This is a genomic window from Ruegeria arenilitoris (assembly GCF_013035425.1).
Taxonomy (GTDB): Bacteria; Pseudomonadota; Alphaproteobacteria; order Rhodobacterales; family Rhodobacteraceae; genus Ruegeria; species Ruegeria arenilitoris_A.
In genome coordinates this window covers 43,642-61,583 of sequence record NZ_WQHX01000012.1, presented here as the reverse complement: position 1 = coordinate 61,583, position 17,942 = coordinate 43,642, and the positions used below count along the sequence as shown (strand labels likewise).

Sequence of the window (17,942 nt, the reverse complement as noted above, 5' to 3'; positions counted from 1 at the left end):
TTGATGTTGTCGGATGTGGCGGTTTGTGGTCTCTCGTGGCGATACTGAGACTCAATCATAATCCGCGTGTCGGGGGTTCAAGTCCCTCCTCCGCTACCATTTATTTTCCGGGTAAATATTACCGGATTGCCATTAAATTTGCTCACACTTGGGCGCTCAGTTTGGATCCATTGATCTAATCTCTTGCGCTTTAGATTCCTGAGTCCCAAGCTGAGGCACGTTAGTTGCTCATGGGCTCCTGGGTTGGATCTATCGTTCAATTCGCCGGATATGATCAGATAAGTGTCAAAGGGACTTGGAAACACCAGAAGTCAAATCAAAGCGACGCAGAGCGAACTACATTAGGTGAGCCACTTCATCTAATTCATCGCGAACGGTTTGCTCCCTGCCTACAGAGTTCGCGAGGACATCATAAACAAATTCAATCGCCGCCTTCGGAAGTCAGTCTGAATTATTATTAGTTTTTGAACACATAATCAAATTATCTTCCTTTTTCCGGGTTCTGACATTGCTTAGGATAATCAAATTGCGTTAACTTGTTAAATTATTTGTTATTCCCGTGTGTTGAATAAATTTTGGTGGGAAAAATAATTTTACCAAAAGCGTTAGCAATTAATCACTGACCCAAAGGAAAATTGTGACAGACCAAAGCGCCGTAGAAAATACCACACTCAAAAATTGCATTAACAACAGTCGAAGCAAAGGTATTGTCGGACATATTCTTATCGAATTTACAGTTGGTGACTTCCAAAATTTTTCAGAAATAAAAAAATAACTTCCTGCTCCGCAGAGGTTTAGTACTAGCTTAGTCTGCGATGGCGGGGACCCTCTAACTTTCACATAAAATTCGAAAAAATCTTCTTTAAAGTTAAAAAATGGAATGAAATGCGCTAACAAAAACATCGTGCTCCATAAATAAAAGTTCGAAATGACAATAAAAACAGCTATATATGAAATTAATTCAACCATTGCATAGAGTTTGCCTTATACTTCATCTAATATTAAATATTGTGAAAATCGATTATAGGTGCCTCTGAGAATAATCATGTTTTCGGCTAAAATTGAAAGTGAAATTTTTCAAGTCAAGGGTGTTTTATTCATTTTGAAACAAGAGATGGGGAAGCCCACACTAATGATGATCAAAACCCACGCACACTTAGGAAGAAGGGTACATTTTGGGAATAAAACCTTCCAGTACTAAGCTCTCGAACGCTCTCGCTACAGCAACCAGTGTCTTAATCTCGCAACGGAAACTGACAAAACGTAAAATTTCACCGCCATATTTGAGTACAACTTATAGTTGAGTATGTATCTATATAGCAGCCAATGATTTTCATTAAGAGACAGCAATGAAATACTTTATTCTTGGAATACTTCTAACGCTTTACTATTCTCCTCTTTCAGCACAAACGGCGACGCCGGAGATACCAAATGCCAGCTATAATGACATCGCTGCAGTCTTTCCCGACCCGACTTCTCCGACGGGTGCAGTCATAATTTACAATCCCACTATTTGTCAGAATATAGGAGCAGCATGCGGGTTCTTTCGAGTTCATGAGCACGGGCACGTGGCCTTGGGACACCACTTGAACCCGCACATTCATCCTTTCCAGAGAGAGTTTGACGCCGACCGGTTCGCAGCGACTTACGCTGCACCAAACGAAGTGTTCACTGCTTGGCAATTTTTCGTCAGTGGATGGAGCAGTCCGAACATTGCCGTTTATGACACACCCGCCAATAGAGCAAAGAGAGTTTGCGCATTTGCCAAACAGATCAATAATTGGATTGGTCCAACACACGCGTGCTGAGTTGTTTAGTGTTGGCCGCTTCACCCCAGAATTAGCGCCAGGGCCGCCGGATTAGCCCAAAAAGCGGCTGCTGCAATCAAAACTCCAAATGCCAGCAATCCAAGGTCATAAAGACCATACCATCCCTTGTATTGATTGACGTAAGCGATCTGAAACGGATAGGCTAAAATATCCGCTATGACCGGTGCAACGATTGCTCCGACCACACCGTAGTGTTGAATCCCAATCACAAGCGCACACATTCTGAACGAAGCGGAACAACAGGTCAGTATCGTGAAGGCTCGAGAATTTCCATTTGCAAGCAGGACAAAATTGTAGCCGCCGAAAATTAGCCGGGGGATAATGGATATACTGATCAAAACAAGGAACGGACCAGCAAGATGATACCGTTCGTCATACAAGAACTCGATTAGAGATTCTCCAAAAACGCCTAATACGGCAGTCATCAACAGTAGACTTGCCACCAACAACGCACGAGCACGCCCAACCATTATGCGGTTTGAATCGCTCTCTATCGGTGGGCGGTTCCTATATAGTGGAAGCACAATCCTTTCTACAAGCTGAAAGCTCATCACCAATGGTAAAGTCGCAAAGATTTGGGCAATAGAAAAAATCGCCAAATCATTCAAAGAAACATACCGACCGAGTATCAGCCTGTCGCCTTGCTGAAGGAAGTATCCGGCGATCGTGCCTATGAAAATATATTTGCTGAAATGAAAAATCTCATGGAAAGCTTCGCGGTCCCAGCGAAACGTGTTTCTTGGACCGGGTATAAGGATATGAGACAACACTGTATTGATAAGAGAGAGGGCCATACTTCCAACAACCAGCGCCCAAACTGACCGCAACCACAATGCGACAAGGATCATTATCAATGTGCCCAATAGCTGCGACGCCAACTCAACGACCGTGACCCACTCTAGCTTGATTTCTCGTGTGGCTGAATATCTTCGGGTAGAGCAAAACCCATCGATAATAGTAACCAATGACAGTATGGGAATGACGTGGAGCAATTCGGGTTGCCGGTAAAACTCGGCTACAGGAATCGTAAGAGCACAGGCGATAATCCACAAAACAAAACCTCGGACAACTTGAATGGTCCAGGCCGTGTTCAGATAGTCCTTTTCAGTTCCACGTTTGCTTTGAATGATTGCAGGGCCGATGCCGAAATCTGAAAAGTTATCCAGCCCGATCAACAGGACCTGAACCAAGGCAATAAGACCGAAAGCATCCGGAAACAGTATTCTGGTCAAAATGAGGTTTGAAACCAGGCGAATGAATTGACCGCTGCCAAAACTAATAATGCTAAGAGCCGTGCCGCGGATGGCCCGAGCTTTCATGCTGTCTCCGCGCAGCACAAGCTGAATTTGGGATACTAGTGACACAATTCAGATCCCAGTTGGAGACGCTGCAGCGCCTATTTTCATCTGCGATGACGTTGGCGCTCTAGGGTTTACATGCGAAACTCTATTTGGCTGGGGCATCAGACGGACACACACTAGCCGTTAACCGCGCGGTTTACATAATCAGTAATCTTAGTCCAATTCTGAACAACTCTTGGATCAACCGATGCTCTTCCCAAGACCTTGGAAATATCCGGGGCTTCCGCCTGAAAAAACGTCGAGTATACAATTGCAGCAAGAACAGCATAAGTGTCCGGATGACCATGTGGCGCCAAGTCTTCAAACCAATCTGTATGTGTCATATCTGGAACGACGTTTTCCCAGGTATCAACAAAAACCTCGGCGGCATTAATCAGCCCAATTTCATATCCAGGATTTGCGGTTCTGAGACCTTCGACAAATTCGGTCTGCCAATCCGTCCAATCCCCTCGCACGTGAACCTTCCAAGGTTCGATATTCGTATTAGATGGCCAAGTCCCATATGAATATTCGTCGAAGCCAGGCAAGCCTGAGAAAATCCAGTAACGCTTGGGGGCTTTGACGTTGGCCTCATATCCGGCAATCAAGTCCGAAGCGGCTTCGATGTAGCTTGTTCTCTGCGGCGTCAGGTTTCCGTCGTTGCTTGGTCGTATTTTCATACGCGGCGGTGAAACTACCCCCATGCCGAAATTGTCAGACGAAAACACAATGTCGCCACCGCGCGCAGTGCCGTTAAATCCATATTGGATTTTGGACCATCCCTCGGAGCCCAACGCGCTAATGCCAGACCCGCCATTAACATTCCCTGTGGACGACGCATTTGGTGGCGCTGCAAAACTGTCAAAGAACCCAAATTCCATGCGTTCAGCATAACGGTGCCCATTCGCAGCCTGCATCGTATCGAGCCAGGATGAAACAGAGGTACGCTTACTGGTACTATGAAGTGCATGATTCCATAGTGAGTTGATATGCCCGGCAATTGCCAGATTGTCGCCAGATTGCGCCTGCACAACACCCGTGCCGGACGCCAGTACAAACGCAGTTACAACCAAAAATTTAAGGGAAAACCGCTGCATAATGTTTTTTTACCTATTACGAACCTGTCTCTGAAGTTGACAATTACGTCCATTAAGTCAATGCAACGCACCGCCCGTGGTGACCGAAAAGCAGAACAGCAGCGATTTAGATGCTGTTTTCGGGTTTCAGACAGCGCATCAGTGAAATCCTGGCGCGACAGACGGCACAGGAGATGTGGAACACAACTTTCTTAACACAAAAGGGGAAATTTCGGAGAAACGTATTTTCTGGGTCCCTAAATACCGTTTTAGTTTTTTGGCTTCATTCTGCCGTAACAACTTTTCTCAGACCAAAATTTGAAAAGAATGGTCCCGTTACCCACCTTTGGACAATGTTCGCTCATTCCACCTATTGTCCCTAAGATTTCGCCTATAGCTACTCATAATCGCGAATTTTTGGAATTTTCCGATTCTGCGTTTTTAATCAGTCTGGGTTCAGGTAACTTCCGACCCGATTGGTGAGTGTAAGAGTTGTCGAATCATGTTCAGATCTGAGAATGCGAAATCAAAACCCGGCGGGCTGGACCTGGACGGTAAGACCGAAGTCCAAATGGGATCCGAACGTTCTTTCGCCTGGGTGTTTGCTACCGTTTTCTTAATCATAGCCTTGTTCCCGGTGTTTTTTGGCGGTGACGTAAGAATTTGGTCTTTGTTAGTCGCAGCGGGCTTTCTCGTAGCTGGTATTGTTCGTCCTGAAATACTGCGACCGCTGAATCGCCTGTGGTTTAAGTTCGGGATGCTATTGAACAGTATCATTTCGCCGATTGTCATGGGCCTAATCTTTTTTACGACTGTCACACCAATTGGATTAATCAGACGATTGTTTAATTCGGATCCAATCGGTCAAAAAATCGACCACGACGCTGATACCTACTGGATCGATTTAGATCCGGAAAAAAGCAACCAGTCGACGATGCGGCAACAATTCTAAACGACACTTGAATAGTTCTGTACAGGAAAATCTACATGTCTTTTTTTAGTGAACTTTGGACCTTTATGAGAGTCAGAAAGAAATTCTGGCTTCTGCCCATTCTTGTAGTCATGGTTATCTTTGGGGGCCTGATCGTTCTGACCCAAGGCTCGGCCGTCGCGCCTTTCATATACACATTGTTTTAGTATGACCGCGATCCTTGGTATTTCTTCGTACTATCATGACAGCGCGGCCGCGTTGCTGATTGATGGTGAGCTTGTCGCCGCAGCGCAAGAAGAGCGTTTTACTCGAAAAAAACATGATGCGCGATTTCCAGAGAACGCAATTTCTTATGTCTTGCAAGAGGCTGGGCTGCAGCTATCGGATGTGGACCATGTCGCGTTCTACGATAAACCATTTTTGAAATTTGAACGCCTTCTTGAGACGTACGTAGCAAACGCGCCCAAAGGTTTTGGTTCTTTCCGAATTGCCATGCCTGTTTGGCTTCGGGAAAAGCTTTTTCAAAAAAGCTTGCTACTTAAAGAGCTCAAAAAGCTTGGCCAAGGGACGATCAAACCAGAAAATCTTCTGTTTGCTGAACATCACTATAGCCACGCAGCCAGTGCATATTATCCATCACCATTTGATGAGGCGGTCGTTCTAACCCTGGATGGGGTTGGAGAGTGGGCGACGACAACTGTTGCGATCGGCAAGGGCGAAAACCTGGAAATCCTGAAAGAAATCCACTTTCCACATTCACTCGGCCTGTTGTATTCTGCATTCACTTATTACACCGGGTTCAAAGTCAACAGCGGCGAATACAAAGTCATGGGGCTGGCACCGTACGGTGAACCTCGCTTTAAAAACCTAATTCTTGATAAATTAGTCGACCTGAAAGAAGACGGCTCGTATCGCCTTGACCAGTCTTATTTCAACTATTCCACTGGACTTACGATGACCAATGACAAGTTCAGTGATCTTTTTGGAGCGCCGGTCCGCAAACCTGAAACCGACCGGCTCGAGCAGTTTCACATGGACATTGCAGCGTCTGTGCAAGCTGTCACGGAAGAGATCGTGCTAAGGCTGACGCGCAGCTTGGCAAAGGAATACGATATACCAAATCTCTGCATGGCCGGCGGGGTCGCGTTGAATTGTGTGGCGAATGGTAAAGTTCTGCGTGACCAGTCATTCCAAAACATCTGGATTCAACCTGCGGCTGGTGACGCCGGAGGTTCGGTGGGTGCGGCTTACGCAGCGTGGCATGGTGAATTGGGTAACCCCCGAAAGGCCGCGCAACCCGGAAAAGACCGAATGAAGGGATCTTACCTTGGCCCGGTGTTCGAACAGGCAGATATCGAAAAACGCCTGAGCGAGGCAGGAGCCGTATTCAGCACCTTATCGGAAGATGAAGTAATTTCAAAAACGGTTGATGCCTTGGAAGACGGCAAAGCAGTCGGCTGGTTCAATGGTAGGATGGAATTTGGTCCACGCGCCTTGGGCGGGCGTTCCATTTTGGGTGACCCTCGTTCAGAAACGATGCAGCGTACCCTAAACCTTAAGGTAAAGTATCGCGAAAGCTTCAGGCCATTTGCGCCATCTGTCCTAAGAGAAGATGTATCCGAGTGGTTCGACTTTGACGAAGACAGTCCTTACATGCTTATGGTTGACACAGTGAAACCGGAACATCGCCGGGAAATGACTGCAGAAGAAAATGAGTTGTTTGGAATAGAAAAACTAAATGTAAAACGGTCAGATATTCCGGCCATTACCCATGTTGACTATTCGGCTCGCATTCAAACGGTTCATGAGGACACGAACCCTAGATACCACCAACTCATTTCTGCTTTCAAACAACGTACGGGTTGCCCAATAGTCGTGAATACGTCTTTCAATGTGCGAGGAGAACCGATTGTTTGTACGCCAGAGGATGCATTTCGTTGCTTCATGGGAACCGATATCGAGTATCTGGTAGTGGGGAACTCTGTTCTAATGAAAGAGGAGCAGGATCCAAAGTTGGCAGAAGATTACAAACAAAAATACGAACTGGACTAAATGACAACGAGCCTCGCGATAAGGTCCAGCCTTTTGGCACGTCTAAAGGCCGAGGTTAATAATGGCAAAAAATAAACCCACCAAGCACGGTAATTTGATCGTACGATCCGCCTGCCTGATCAGTGGTTTAGGGCTGTGTATATGGGCTTTGTCGGATCACCCCAGCATAGGTGGAGGAGCTGGGTTTGGTCTTTTCCAAAGCGTAGTATTGATTGCAGGTCTGATCACGATGGCCGCAGCGTTTTTACCTACTCGCGCAGCCTCGACTTATTTTTCTGTCTTTGTGGCAACCATTCTATCGCTTGTTGCCGTGGAAATTTTACTTCAGGTGATGTTCCGACCAAACTATTTTACTAGTTACCAATATGACGACAGGTTGCTTTTTCAACTAAAGCCAGGCTCATCTGGTGTGTTGACCCATCCGCAAGAATTTGGAGGCGCGACCGTTCTCTATCAGGTAAACACTGACGGTTTCGTAGGCCCAGAGCTGCGCGATCCACCAGCTGAGTTCCGTGTTTTGGTTTACGGTGACTCGTTTATTCATGCGAATTACACTCCGTTCGACGAGCGGTTTACATCTGTATTGCAGAAAGATCTGACCGAAAAGCTGGCAGTTGACTCAGAAGTTATAAACGCGGGTATCTCGGGCTATGGCCCAGATCAGATTTTGCGGCGAATGCAAACAGAACTGGATCAGTACAGTCCGGATTTTGTGGTTGTTTCAATTTTCTCGGGGAACGATTTTGGGGATTTACTGCGCAACCGTATGTACGATCTGGACGGTGACGGCAGTCTTGTTGAGCGCGAGTTTTTTCTGAGCGCCGAACAAGCAAGGGAGGGGCAGTTAAACGAAAGCGAACTGGCGATTGTCAGGGTGCTTCGACGTACCTTGAAAGCGCTACGAAACAGCGGAACGACACCCGAACAATTCGACCCCGAGGCGTGGATTGACTGGGCTATGGCCAGGCATCAGGAAGAATACAAAAGCTTTGTTGCCGGTGAGAAAATCGTTGGAGAATTCGCTGTCGACCCCTATTCAACGGATATTGCCGTTTCCCCGAACTCAGCATCGGCTGACTTGAAGATCAGACTGATGGACGCGATCATAGGCGAGATATCTACTGTAGCTGCGAATGCGAACGTACCTTTACTATTCGTTGTTATTCCACATCCGATGGATCTGCTGGATGGTGCCCATTCATCTGGGCAGATCAACAAGGAAAAGTATCCAACTTACAATCCGAAAAACCTGACGAACCTGCTGCAAGCTTCGGTAGTCGACCATGATCAAGAGGTCTTGAATCTATATCCCGTCTTGAAAGGTGGCGATGTGAACGACTTGTTTCTTAAAGGAGGAGACGATCACTGGAACGCGAAGGGACAGGCTAAGTCCGCAGAAGCAGTAGCAAATGAAATCATACGCATGATGAATTGAACCCCTTAACCACAACCTTCTTGCGTCCAAAGAATACACCTATTCGAGGCGCATAATGAAACCCAGAAATCCAGTAAACGAGTATTGGCCTAGAAAAAAAAGATGAGCATTGAAGAAATCCTTTCCAAGACATGGGATGCCATCGTAATAGGCACAGGAATCGGTGGCGGTACGATTGGTCGAAGACTTGCCGAAGCCGGCGCAAAAGTTTTGTTTGTTGAATATGGCCCGTACGGACCGAGTACCGAAGAGCAAGACGGTTACCCGGTTGGTGACGAGTATTCGCGTATGCTGCACGGGATATGGCCCAGCGACGCGTCAATTACATCAAACGGTGAGACAACCTCTGTGGACTTTGGGATTGGCGCCGGTGTAGGCGGTACATCGTCTTTTTATGCTTCCACGTTGGAAAGGCCGGCTCCGGAAGACATTGACGAAACCGATTCTCGGCCTCACCCGACTGGGGGATGGCCCGTGAAATACGCGGAATTTGATCGGTACTTTGCGGAAGCAGAACATCTGTATCATGTCGTGGGGGAAAGAAACCCTGTAGAACCGTCAGGCAAAAATGCAATTGCTCCGCCAAAGCAGGACACCGAATATCAAAAGAAACTAAGACAGTTTTTCCAAACTTATGGCCTGAACCCTTATCGAAGCCCAACGGGGGCAAAGTTCCTGGATAACTGCAAGATGTGTTTTGGGCGAAAGTGTCCGCGCGGTTGCAAGATGGATGGGCGCACTGCGGGGGTTGATCCAGCTCTTGCGACCGGAAACGCCGAACTTTTAGATTGGTGCGAGGCTGTTAGGTTCCACGGAACGACGGACGCAATCGATCAGCTTGAAGTCCGTTGCAAAGGCAAGACATTTCTTTTGAATGCCAAGGTTTTCATTCTTTCCGCCGGAGCATTGAACTCGCCGCGCATCCTCCAAAGATCAATTAGCGAATATTGGCCAAATGGATGCGCGAACGGGTCTGGTCTGCTCGGCCAAAATTTGATGTTTCATTTGAATGAATTTTTTGCGGTTTGGTCCGGGTTGCACCATGATGGATCAGAATACAGTAAAACATTCTCTATGAAGGACTTTTACACTTCGGGCCAATTCCGACTAGGCGTTTTTCAAGCCTTGGGCGTATCTGCAGACTATCGCACAATTTCGCATTTTCTTTCTCAATCGGTTGAAAAAGGAAGTTCTCTTAAGCAGACCTTCAAACACCACTCCACGCACTTCGTATCGACGATTGCCGCAAAGGTTTTGGGAAACGCGGAATTATATGTCGGCATACTCGAAGATTTTCCAAATACGGAAAATCACGTCGCAAATGGCGGGGAAAGAACCGATCAGATAAAAGTCGTTTATAACGTCTCAGATGAGCTTCTGTCTCGGCGCGCAGTTTTCACCAAAATGATCAATGAGGCGCTTCCGCGGCGGCGGCGCTTGCACCTGAACAGACTTCCTCAAATCAATCATGCGCATGCCTGCGGTACTGCCCGGTTTGGAGACGACGCAGGCGCAAGCGTGTTGGATAGAAATTGCAGGGCGCATGATCTGCATAACCTGTTTTGCGTGGACTCGTCCTTTATGCCAACCTCGAATGGTGTGAACCCAAGTCTAACTATTGCGGCAAATGCGTTACGGGTCGGAGATCATATAATTGAAAACGCTTTGTTTTCCACCTGATTGCTGATGACAGATCAAGGAGACCCAATGGCCGCAAAATTTGATGATACGCTTGCGATTGTGACAGGAGCCGGCTCGGGCCTTGGGCGCGCGCTGTGTCACCAGTTTGCCGAGCGTGGCATTCGTGCTGTCGGTGTAGCAAGACTCAATGACTCGATTCTTGGCACTAAAGAAACATGTAAGCACCCAGAAAATATTATCTCCATTGCTGCAGACGTGTCGGACCAAGTTGCGGCAGAACGCGTGTTTCATCAACTAGATCAACTTGAATTCAGCCATCTAATCCTAATCAACAACGCAAGTGTCTATGATCGCTATGATTTTGCGACTGCGTCGCTGGACTTTTTTGAGAGGGAAATAAAGACGAATTTTGGCGGTGCCGTTTCATATACTCATCTTGCCTTGCAGCGCATGATCAGGAATGGAAAGGGCAGAATTATAAACGTCGGCAGCTTTGCTGATCAGGCCCCTTTGCCGGGAAGTACCGGTTACAGCGTTTCGAAAGGTGCACTCAGATTGTTTTCTGCCGCATTGGTCGCAGACGTCGGTAAGCGATTTCCAAACATAATAATAAATGACTGGGTCCCGGGAATGCTAGATACAAAAATGGGCAGACCCGAGGGCCTTGACCCCAAGCAGGCTGCAGTCTGGGGAGTTGAACTCGCCTTGCTGCGAAACCCCGAATTGAACGGTCTCGTGTTCGATATGAACCAAGATATCGCGCCGCAGCGCAGCCTGAAACGGCGCGTGGCCGAGGCGCTTGGTTTGAGACCAAAACACGTGCCCGTATTTCTGGACTGATGTCGACCCCGGCGCTCAGGTGACCCCGGTCAAGGAAGTTGCCTCCCGGCAAATCTACTGTAGCGAAAGCCCGTAACTACCGTAAGTTCGCGGCTTTTGAGTTGGTCAATCTTGCCTTTAAATGTGCCTGAAAACCAACGGGTTTGGGCTTGTTGACAAATTTTGCATGCATGTGTATGCAATTGGATGCATTAAGGATTATTATCGGTGACCAATCAAGATGACTCGCTCTCTTCAGGCCCGCAGGGCAGTTCCGCCTATCAGCGGTTACTGGATGAGATTCGAAACGGCGCTCTTCTGCCGGGTGACCGATTGCGAGAAGTTGAACTATCCAATCGGATAGGCGTGAGCAGGACCCCCGTTCGCGAAGCGATCCGAAATCTTGAGGCAGATGGGCTCGTTTCCCACATTCCAAGGCTGGGCGCGACGGTCCGCAAGCTCGAATATGCCGAAGTAATGGAATTGTATGAAATGCGCGCAGTGCTTGAAGGTACCGCTGCGCGGCTCGCTGCCCGGGCAGCGTCAGAAGTTGAGATGAGCGAGCTTGCGCATTTGAACGAACAATTGGCCCAGGCAGGAACAGGTCCGGAAGCCACTCGTATCAACCGAGTTTTCCACGACACGCTTCTGGATGCAGCCAAAAACCGGTTCTTGTCCAAGTCAATGCTGTCCTTACAAAAAGCGCTGTTGATCCTTGGGCCCTCGCAACTGCTGGACAGCGAACGCGCCGAAGAAGCTGTAACCGAACATCGGCGGGTAATGTCAGCACTGTTGGAACGGGACGGCGCGGCAGCCGAGGCGGAAATGCGCGCCCACATCCAGACAGCACAACGTATCAGGATTCGCGCTTTGCAAAAACGCAATCGCAACGCGGAACAAGATTGATGAAAACAACGGATACGGCCAATCAAACGGCGACACACGACATCGCGGTCATAGGGGGCGGCAACGCAGCGCTTTGCGCTGCCATTACAGCGGCTGAAGCAGGCGCTAAGGTTCTGATACTCGAAACCGCGCCCAAACCCTATCGCGGAGGAAACTCCCGGCACACCAGAAACTTTCGTTGCAAGCATACCGGACCTTTGGGACCACTGATCGAAGAATACAGCGAAGAAGAATACTTGTCCGATCTTATGAAGGTTACTGGCGGTAAAACCGACGAAAATCTGGCACGAATGGCAATCCGCTCCTCTGAGGAATGCCTGCCTTGGATGGAACAACATGGGGTGCGTTTCCAGCCGTCGCTGTCCGGCACTCTGTCATTGGCACGAACCAATGCCTTTTTCATGGGCGGTGGGAAATCACTGGTTAACGCATATTACCGAACGGCTGAGAGATTGGGCGTCGAGGTGCTGTATGAAGCCGCCGTCACGCATTTGGAACTGAACGATGATCGAGTTGAATGGGTGGGCTACACTTACAAAGGACAATCCCACCGGATCGCACCAAAGGCAGTAATCGTTGCCTCAGGCGGGTTTCAGGCCGACACTGACTGGTTAACCCGGGCGTGGGGTGAGCCTGCAAAGAATTTTTTGATCCGGGGGACGCCTTATAACCGAGGTGTAGTGTTGGCCGACCTGCTGGATCAAGGCGTCGAAACCGTAGGAGATCCCACACAATGCCATGCCGTTGCAATCGACGGCCGCGCGCCAAAGTTCGACGGTGGCATCGTCACGCGTTTGGACTGTGTGCCGTTTTCAATCGTCGTGAACAAGAATGCCGAAAGATTCTACGACGAAGGCGAGGATGTCTGGCCCAAACGTTATGCCATATGGGGTCGGCTGGTGGCGGCCCAACCAGACCAGGTGGGATACGTGATCATCGACGCAAAATCGCTGAACTTGTTCATGCCGTCAGTCTTTCCACCATTGAAGGCGGATTCGCTTGAAGACCTAGCAAACTTGATGGGTCTGCCGGCCGACAAGCTGATCGCAACAGTCACCGAATTCAATGCCTCCTGCGGCGATACAAGCGGGTTTCATCCAACCGAATTGGACGGTGTCAGTACCTCAGGCCTGACGCCGCCCAAAACCAACTGGGCGAGACCGATCTCCAAGCCGCCTTACTACGGTTATACCTTACGTACAGGCGTAACTTTCACCTATTTGGGGTTGAAAGTGAACGACAACGCACAGTGTTCGACATCCTCGGGAAAAATCCAAAACCTATGGGCGGCCGGAGAAACCATGGCGGGATCGATCTTAGGCCAAGGGTATCTTGCAGGGTTCGGGATGACAATTGGAACCGTTTTTGGACGGATTGCAGGACGTGAGGCCGCTGCTTATGCAAACTGAATTAATTCAAGAAGCCCGCCGTCAGGCTGAAATCTGCAATGCGTGCCGCTATTGCGAGGGTTATTGCTCGGTATTTCCGTCCCTTCATTCGGAACGGGCATTTTCGAATGGCGACATAACTCAGCTTGCAAATCTTTGTCACAACTGCCGGGGCTGTTATTATGCGTGTCAGTATACCGCCCCGCATGAATTCGATCTGAACTTGCCAAAAGCACTTGCTGAGGTGCGACGCGACAGTTGGGAAAGTTTTGCTTGGCCGCAACCACTGGCGCGTCGTTTTCACACTGATGGAGGGGCCATCGCAATTGCGCTGGTAGTCGGATTTGCCCTTTTGTTCTGGGCAGCTCGTGCAATTGGATCTAGCGGTGGGGACGGCTTTTATGCCGTTCTTTCCCATAACGCGATGGTGGCGATTTTTGCTCCTGCATTCCTTCTTCCATTGATCAGCGTTGGCCTAAGCCTTAAGCGGTATTGGACCGAGGTCAGTGGAAAACCCATCCAATTTTCTGACGTGACGGCTGCTTTGAAACGCGTTGGTCAGATGCAAGATCTCGCCGCTGGTCATGGTGACGGCTGCAATTTCGAGGACGAAGACCGATTTAGCCAGGCGCGTCGTCACATTCACCAATCCATCATGTACGGTTTCCTGTTGTGTTTTGCGTCGACTTCGGTGGCGACAATTATGCATTACGGTTTGGGAATGCACGCACCCTATGGGTTCTGGTCATTGCCTAAATTATTCGGGATTTCCGGTGGGTTATTGCTGACCGTGGGTTGTGGGGCGATGGCGTTTCTGAAGCAAAAGTCCGACCGCGAACTGGGCGACCCTTCGGCGTGGGGAGGCGAATTCGGTTTTATCCTGCTACTTGGGTTTGTAGGTTTGAGCGGACTTGTCCTTTATGCTCTTGGCTCGACCTCTTTTATGCCGGCATTGCTGGCCATCCATCTGGGATCTGTCCTGACCTTCTTTCTGTTGACGCCCTATACCAAGATGGCGCACGGTTTCTATCGTCTCGCAGCCTTGATCAGAGACGCGCAGAGAAAGAGGCTGTCATGAATTAGGCTTCATCAGGTCGCTTAGCCCTACGATCTGTCATGAACCTTAGTAGCTTCCGATGCCAGATGCAGTGCCGCTGCGCGGGCAATGACTAGCTCCTCGTTGGTTGGGATAACCATGACCGAAACCCGCGACAAATCGGTCGAGATGATGCGGTTGTTGTCGGCATTCGCATCGTGATCCAGCTCGATGCCCAGCCACCCCATGTCACCGCATACCCGGTCTCGGATAAGACGAGAGTTTTCGCCAATTCCACCCGTAAATACCACAGTATCCAATCCGCCAAGAACCGCCGCCAATGCGCCTAACTCGCGGCGAATACGAAAGGTGAAATAACTAATTGCTTGTCGGGTTTCAGGGGTGTCGGCCTTTTCAAGTGTGCGCATATCGTGGGACAGGCCGGACAAACCCAACAGACCCGAATGTTTATAAAGTAGGTCCGCTATTTCGCTGGCGCTCATACCCTCTTGTTCCATCAGGTAAAGTAAGACTCCTGGATCTAGCTGTCCGCAACGTGTACCCATTGGCAGCCCATCAAGGGCCGAAAATCCCATCGTCGACCCAACGGATCTGCCACTGACCATTGCACACATTGACGCGCCGTTTCCCAGATGCGCTACGATGACCCGGCCAGCATGAAATAATGGTGCAGTTCTTCGTAGATGGTCAGAGATGTATTCATAACTCAGCCCGTGAAAACCGTACCGGCGCACGCCTTTGTCGTAGTATTCTCTTGGTAAGGCAAAGACATCATTTACCCAAGGGTGATGACGATGAAATGCGGTGTCAAAACATGCTATTTGCAGCGCCTTCGGAAACCGCGCCATCGCAATCCGTGCAACCAACAAGTTTTGCGGTTGGTGCAAAGGTGCAAGCGGTGATAACCGTTCAAGCTTCTTTAATACCTCCTCGCTCAACGGCTGTGGTGAAACTATATCTTGGCCGCCGTGTACAATTCGGTGACCTACTGCCGAGATTCGCACATCTGGGTAATGATGACCTAGTAGCGCAAGCACCCGATCAAGGGCCACTGCGTCATCCTGAATCGGCTCTGGCCGATTGTCCGTGATTACTTCACCGTCGCCAGAACTCGCATGAATGCGCGCGCAATCGCTTCCAATCTCTTCTACCAACCCGGTGCTGACTGCTGAAGGATCACTTGCCCCTAAAGCAAACAAGCCGAATTTCAGCGACGAGGACCCCGCATTCAAGGTCAAAACATGGGTCATGAATTGACTCCGGTAATATGTGTGCGACGCAGGATTGCGCCGGAGCAAGTCTTAATGTGGTTCGAAAACTTGTTTGCTCGATCATTGCACTCTACCAAACCGCTTGGCTGGCACCTGAAAAAAGTGGCAAATTTAGGTTTCTTATCAGACATGGTACGCGAACTCTCCATATGCCTGCATATCAAACATATTTATAACCAGAGCAGCAGTTTAAGATGTCATACATGCGACATACCGCGCGATGGAAAGCACGGTTGCCGGATTTTTCAATATCGTTCAACGCTAAAGCGATCTGTAGCCATTTGCGTTTAGACACGACAAGGTCGCTGCCAAACTCGGTTTTATCCAGCCAGCAGGGTCGCTCCTGATTTTTGCTCGCTGGGAGACAATCCAAATTTGCGAGAAAACTCTCTGCTGAATTGAGTGGGGCTTTCGTATCCAACGTCGTATGCAGCGGATGCGACCGATACATGTCCAGACAAAAGCAGACGGCGTGCTTCAAGCAATCTAAGTTCTTTTTGGTATTGAAGCGGGGATGTCGACGTGACGCTTTTGAAGTGTTCATGAAACGCGGACAGGCTCATACCTGACTCGGCTGCCAAGTCACCCACCGGGATGGTGGCTTTGTAATTGTCACGAATGAACGCGATGGTTTTCGAAATCCTGCTCGCCGGGCTTTCATGCCGCAAAAGTTTTCGCAGCATCGCTCCATGACGTGCGCGCAACAGACGGAAGTGAATCTCTTTCAGAACCAATGGTGCCAACGCCCGTGCCTCGACTGGATCCTGAGCCAAGCGGAACAGTCGTGCAACGGCATCCACTACCGCTTCTTCCGAAACGTCTGCATCCAGCGTACGAGCGTCGCTTTCGTTCTCAATGACTTCTCCAATCTCGTCGTAAAGACTGCGCGCCAGCGCCAAATCCAATTTCAGTGCAAGCGCTGTGTAAGGCTCGTCAGGGCTGGCTTGAATTATTGCTGCGTCGACAGGCACCGCGTGGCTGACAATCAAAGTATCGCCTGCGGCATATCGCACGACGCGTCCACCGATGTAGGCCTCTTTAGCGCCTTGCAGGACCAAGCACATAATCGGTTCATAAAAACCGGCAGCACATTCCGTAGTCTCAAGGCTGCCAAAGGCGTAAAAGCCGTCCACGCCAGTTTCACAGCCTACGCCCAGCGCGCCCTTGGCTTTCACAAGGTCAAAAACATCGTAGACCAGATTTTTCGATACCATGGCAGGCCTCCTGTTCCTTAGAAATATAGGCGCAATAGGCATTTCGTGAACAGCAAACACCAAATGGTCGGAGAATTAGGCAGATCATTTGGAGGATAAGGCAGCGACCTTGTGGGCAATGACACTAGTTTTGTTTCATAGCTCAATCAGGATTTATCTCATGTCGCAGACAATAATGATCACAGGCGCTTCTTCAGGCATCGGAAAAGAGACAGCAAGGTTGTTCGCCTCAAAAGGGTGGAACGTGATTGCCACAATGCGCAGCCCTGAAAAAGAGCAAGACCTGGTTGGCATGAATAACGTTATGGTAACCCGCTTGGATGTAACAGATCCAGTTTCGATTCAATCCGCTGTATCTGCGGGCCTTGAAGCTTTCGAAAAAATTGACGTTTTACTCAATAATGCAGGTTACGGCGCATATGGTCCGTTGGAAGCGTTTCCCATGGACCGCATTCGCCGACAATTCGACACAAATGTGATCGGCCTTTTAGAAACGACCAAGGCAGTTTTGCCGCATATGCGTCGACAGGGCACTGGGACGATCGTTAATATTTCCTCGATTGGCGGACAGATGACTTTTCCGCTGGGAACGCTTTACCATGGAACAAAATTCGCCGTCGAAGGAATTTCAGAGGCGCTGCATTTCGAACTTGAAGCTGCGGGAATAAAGGTCAAGATCGTCGAACCCGGAATGATCAAAACTGATTTCGGCGGCCGTTCGTTCGATATGGTGAACGACGAGACCATGACGGAATATCAACCTGTTGTACAAGCGCTGTTCGGTGCTTGGTCTCAAGCACAATCCGCATCTGAACCCATTGTCGTGGCAGAGGTTATCTGGGACGCCGTGACTGACGGCAGTTCTCAACTGCGATACCGCGCTGGACAGGACGCAGAGGAATTGCTGGACACTCGAAAAACTCAGGACGACGCGACTTTCATCGGAACCTTGAAGCAGAACCTGGGGCTCTAGATTCAGATCG

Annotated in this window: 15 protein-coding genes; 11 read left to right on the top strand and 4 right to left on the bottom strand. The window is 49.2% G+C overall.

Going from position 1 to position 17,942, the window contains the following annotated elements; translation table 11 throughout:
• The first annotated feature begins 1,349 nt into the window (after nucleotides 1-1,349).
• Nucleotides 1,350-1,808, top strand: a complete 459-nt coding sequence (locus GOV45_RS21900) for a hypothetical protein (protein WP_170482230.1) — start codon at nucleotides 1,350-1,352, stop codon at nucleotides 1,806-1,808.
• Nucleotides 1,809-1,828: 20 nt separating this feature from the next.
• On the opposite strand, the gene GOV45_RS21895 is transcribed toward GOV45_RS21900, so the two are convergent.
• A complete protein-coding gene (locus GOV45_RS21895; protein WP_170482227.1) occupies nucleotides 1,829-3,148 on the bottom strand; it encodes an oligosaccharide flippase family protein in 1,320 nt (439 codons plus the stop codon).
• A 158-nt stretch (nucleotides 3,149-3,306) separates the two neighbouring features.
• Entirely contained in the window at nucleotides 3,307-4,266 is a 960-nt protein-coding gene (locus tag GOV45_RS21890) for a hypothetical protein (RefSeq protein ID WP_170482224.1), read from the bottom strand.
• A gap of 481 nt (nucleotides 4,267-4,747) precedes the next feature.
• On the opposite strand from GOV45_RS21890, the gene GOV45_RS21885 reads away from it, so the two are divergent.
• From GOV45_RS21885 to tcuB, 9 genes are all read left to right on the top strand, one after another.
• On the top strand, nucleotides 4,748-5,197 hold the full coding sequence (locus GOV45_RS21885) for an SxtJ family membrane protein (RefSeq protein WP_170482221.1): 450 nt from the start codon (nucleotides 4,748-4,750) through the stop codon (nucleotides 5,195-5,197).
• A gap of 35 nt (nucleotides 5,198-5,232) precedes the next feature.
• Nucleotides 5,233-5,382: a DUF5989 family protein gene (locus GOV45_RS23400; protein ID WP_170604441.1), complete on the top strand. Its 150-nt coding sequence runs from the start codon at nucleotides 5,233-5,235 to the stop codon at nucleotides 5,380-5,382.
• Between the two features lies 1 nt (nucleotide 5,383).
• Nucleotides 5,384-7,228, top strand: coding sequence for a carbamoyltransferase family protein (locus tag GOV45_RS21880; protein WP_170482219.1), 1,845 nt, complete (start codon nucleotides 5,384-5,386; stop codon nucleotides 7,226-7,228).
• Between the two features lie 61 nt (nucleotides 7,229-7,289).
• A complete protein-coding gene (locus tag GOV45_RS21875) occupies nucleotides 7,290-8,663 on the top strand; it encodes an SGNH/GDSL hydrolase family protein (protein WP_170482217.1) in 1,374 nt (457 codons plus the stop codon).
• 102 nt (nucleotides 8,664-8,765) lie between these two features.
• Nucleotides 8,766-10,343, top strand: a complete 1,578-nt coding sequence (locus GOV45_RS21870) for a GMC oxidoreductase (protein WP_170482214.1) — start codon at nucleotides 8,766-8,768, stop codon at nucleotides 10,341-10,343.
• A 6-nt stretch (nucleotides 10,344-10,349) separates the two neighbouring features.
• Nucleotides 10,350-11,144: an SDR family oxidoreductase gene (locus GOV45_RS21865; protein ID WP_170482211.1), complete on the top strand. Its 795-nt coding sequence runs from the start codon at nucleotides 10,350-10,352 to the stop codon at nucleotides 11,142-11,144.
• A 207-nt stretch (nucleotides 11,145-11,351) separates the two neighbouring features.
• Nucleotides 11,352-12,029, top strand: a complete 678-nt coding sequence (locus tag GOV45_RS23680) for a GntR family transcriptional regulator (protein WP_170482207.1) — start codon at nucleotides 11,352-11,354, stop codon at nucleotides 12,027-12,029.
• Nucleotides 12,029-13,438: an FAD-dependent tricarballylate dehydrogenase TcuA gene (gene tcuA, locus GOV45_RS21855; protein WP_170482204.1), complete on the top strand. Its 1,410-nt coding sequence runs from the start codon at nucleotides 12,029-12,031 to the stop codon at nucleotides 13,436-13,438. The genes GOV45_RS23680 and tcuA overlap by 1 nt, the downstream gene beginning before the upstream one ends.
• On the top strand, nucleotides 13,428-14,495 hold the full coding sequence (tcuB, locus tag GOV45_RS21850) for a tricarballylate utilization 4Fe-4S protein TcuB (protein ID WP_170482201.1): 1,068 nt from the start codon (nucleotides 13,428-13,430) through the stop codon (nucleotides 14,493-14,495). The genes tcuA and tcuB overlap by 11 nt, the downstream gene beginning before the upstream one ends.
• Before the next feature lie 26 nt (nucleotides 14,496-14,521).
• On the opposite strand, the gene GOV45_RS21845 is transcribed toward tcuB, so the two are convergent.
• Both GOV45_RS21845 and GOV45_RS21840 read right to left on the bottom strand, forming a co-directional pair.
• Nucleotides 14,522-15,724, bottom strand: coding sequence for an acetate/propionate family kinase (locus GOV45_RS21845; protein WP_170482198.1), 1,203 nt, complete (start codon nucleotides 15,722-15,724; stop codon nucleotides 14,522-14,524).
• 341 nt (nucleotides 15,725-16,065) lie between these two features.
• A complete protein-coding gene (locus tag GOV45_RS21840) occupies nucleotides 16,066-16,959 on the bottom strand; it encodes an AraC family transcriptional regulator (RefSeq protein ID WP_170482195.1) in 894 nt (297 codons plus the stop codon).
• 160 nt (nucleotides 16,960-17,119) lie between these two features.
• Between GOV45_RS21840 and GOV45_RS21835 the strand changes: the two genes are divergently transcribed.
• Nucleotides 17,120-17,932, top strand: coding sequence for an SDR family oxidoreductase (locus tag GOV45_RS21835; protein ID WP_170482192.1), 813 nt, complete (start codon nucleotides 17,120-17,122; stop codon nucleotides 17,930-17,932).
• The last annotated feature ends 10 nt before the right edge of the window (nucleotides 17,933-17,942 follow it).

Excerpts from the sequence above, each read along its gene's own strand:
- GOV45_RS21895 (WP_170482227.1), bottom strand. The coding sequence starts at position 3,148 with ATGAAAGCTCGGGCCATCCGCGGCACGGCTCTTAGCATTATTAGTTTT.
- GOV45_RS21885 (WP_170482221.1), top strand. The coding sequence starts at position 4,748 with ATGTTCAGATCTGAGAATGCGAAATCAAAACCCGGCGGGCTGGACCTG.
- GOV45_RS21875 (WP_170482217.1), top strand. The coding sequence starts at position 7,290 with ATGGCAAAAAATAAACCCACCAAGCACGGTAATTTGATCGTACGATCC.
- GOV45_RS21845 (WP_170482198.1), bottom strand. The coding sequence starts at position 15,724 with ATGACCCATGTTTTGACCTTGAATGCGGGGTCCTCGTCGCTGAAATTC.
- GOV45_RS21865 (WP_170482211.1), top strand. The coding sequence starts at position 10,350 with ATGACAGATCAAGGAGACCCAATGGCCGCAAAATTTGATGATACGCTT.
- GOV45_RS21840 (WP_170482195.1), bottom strand. The coding sequence starts at position 16,959 with ATGGTATCGAAAAATCTGGTCTACGATGTTTTTGACCTTGTGAAAGCC.
- GOV45_RS21900 (WP_170482230.1), top strand. The coding sequence starts at position 1,350 with ATGAAATACTTTATTCTTGGAATACTTCTAACGCTTTACTATTCTCCT.
- GOV45_RS23400 (WP_170604441.1), top strand. The coding sequence starts at position 5,233 with ATGTCTTTTTTTAGTGAACTTTGGACCTTTATGAGAGTCAGAAAGAAA.
- tcuA (WP_170482204.1), top strand. The coding sequence starts at position 12,029 with ATGAAAACAACGGATACGGCCAATCAAACGGCGACACACGACATCGCG.
- GOV45_RS21870 (WP_170482214.1), top strand. The coding sequence starts at position 8,766 with ATGAGCATTGAAGAAATCCTTTCCAAGACATGGGATGCCATCGTAATA.
- GOV45_RS21890 (WP_170482224.1), bottom strand. The coding sequence starts at position 4,266 with ATGCAGCGGTTTTCCCTTAAATTTTTGGTTGTAACTGCGTTTGTACTG.
- tcuB (WP_170482201.1), top strand. The coding sequence starts at position 13,428 with ATGCAAACTGAATTAATTCAAGAAGCCCGCCGTCAGGCTGAAATCTGC.
- GOV45_RS21835 (WP_170482192.1), top strand. The coding sequence starts at position 17,120 with ATGTCGCAGACAATAATGATCACAGGCGCTTCTTCAGGCATCGGAAAA.
- GOV45_RS21880 (WP_170482219.1), top strand. The coding sequence starts at position 5,384 with ATGACCGCGATCCTTGGTATTTCTTCGTACTATCATGACAGCGCGGCC.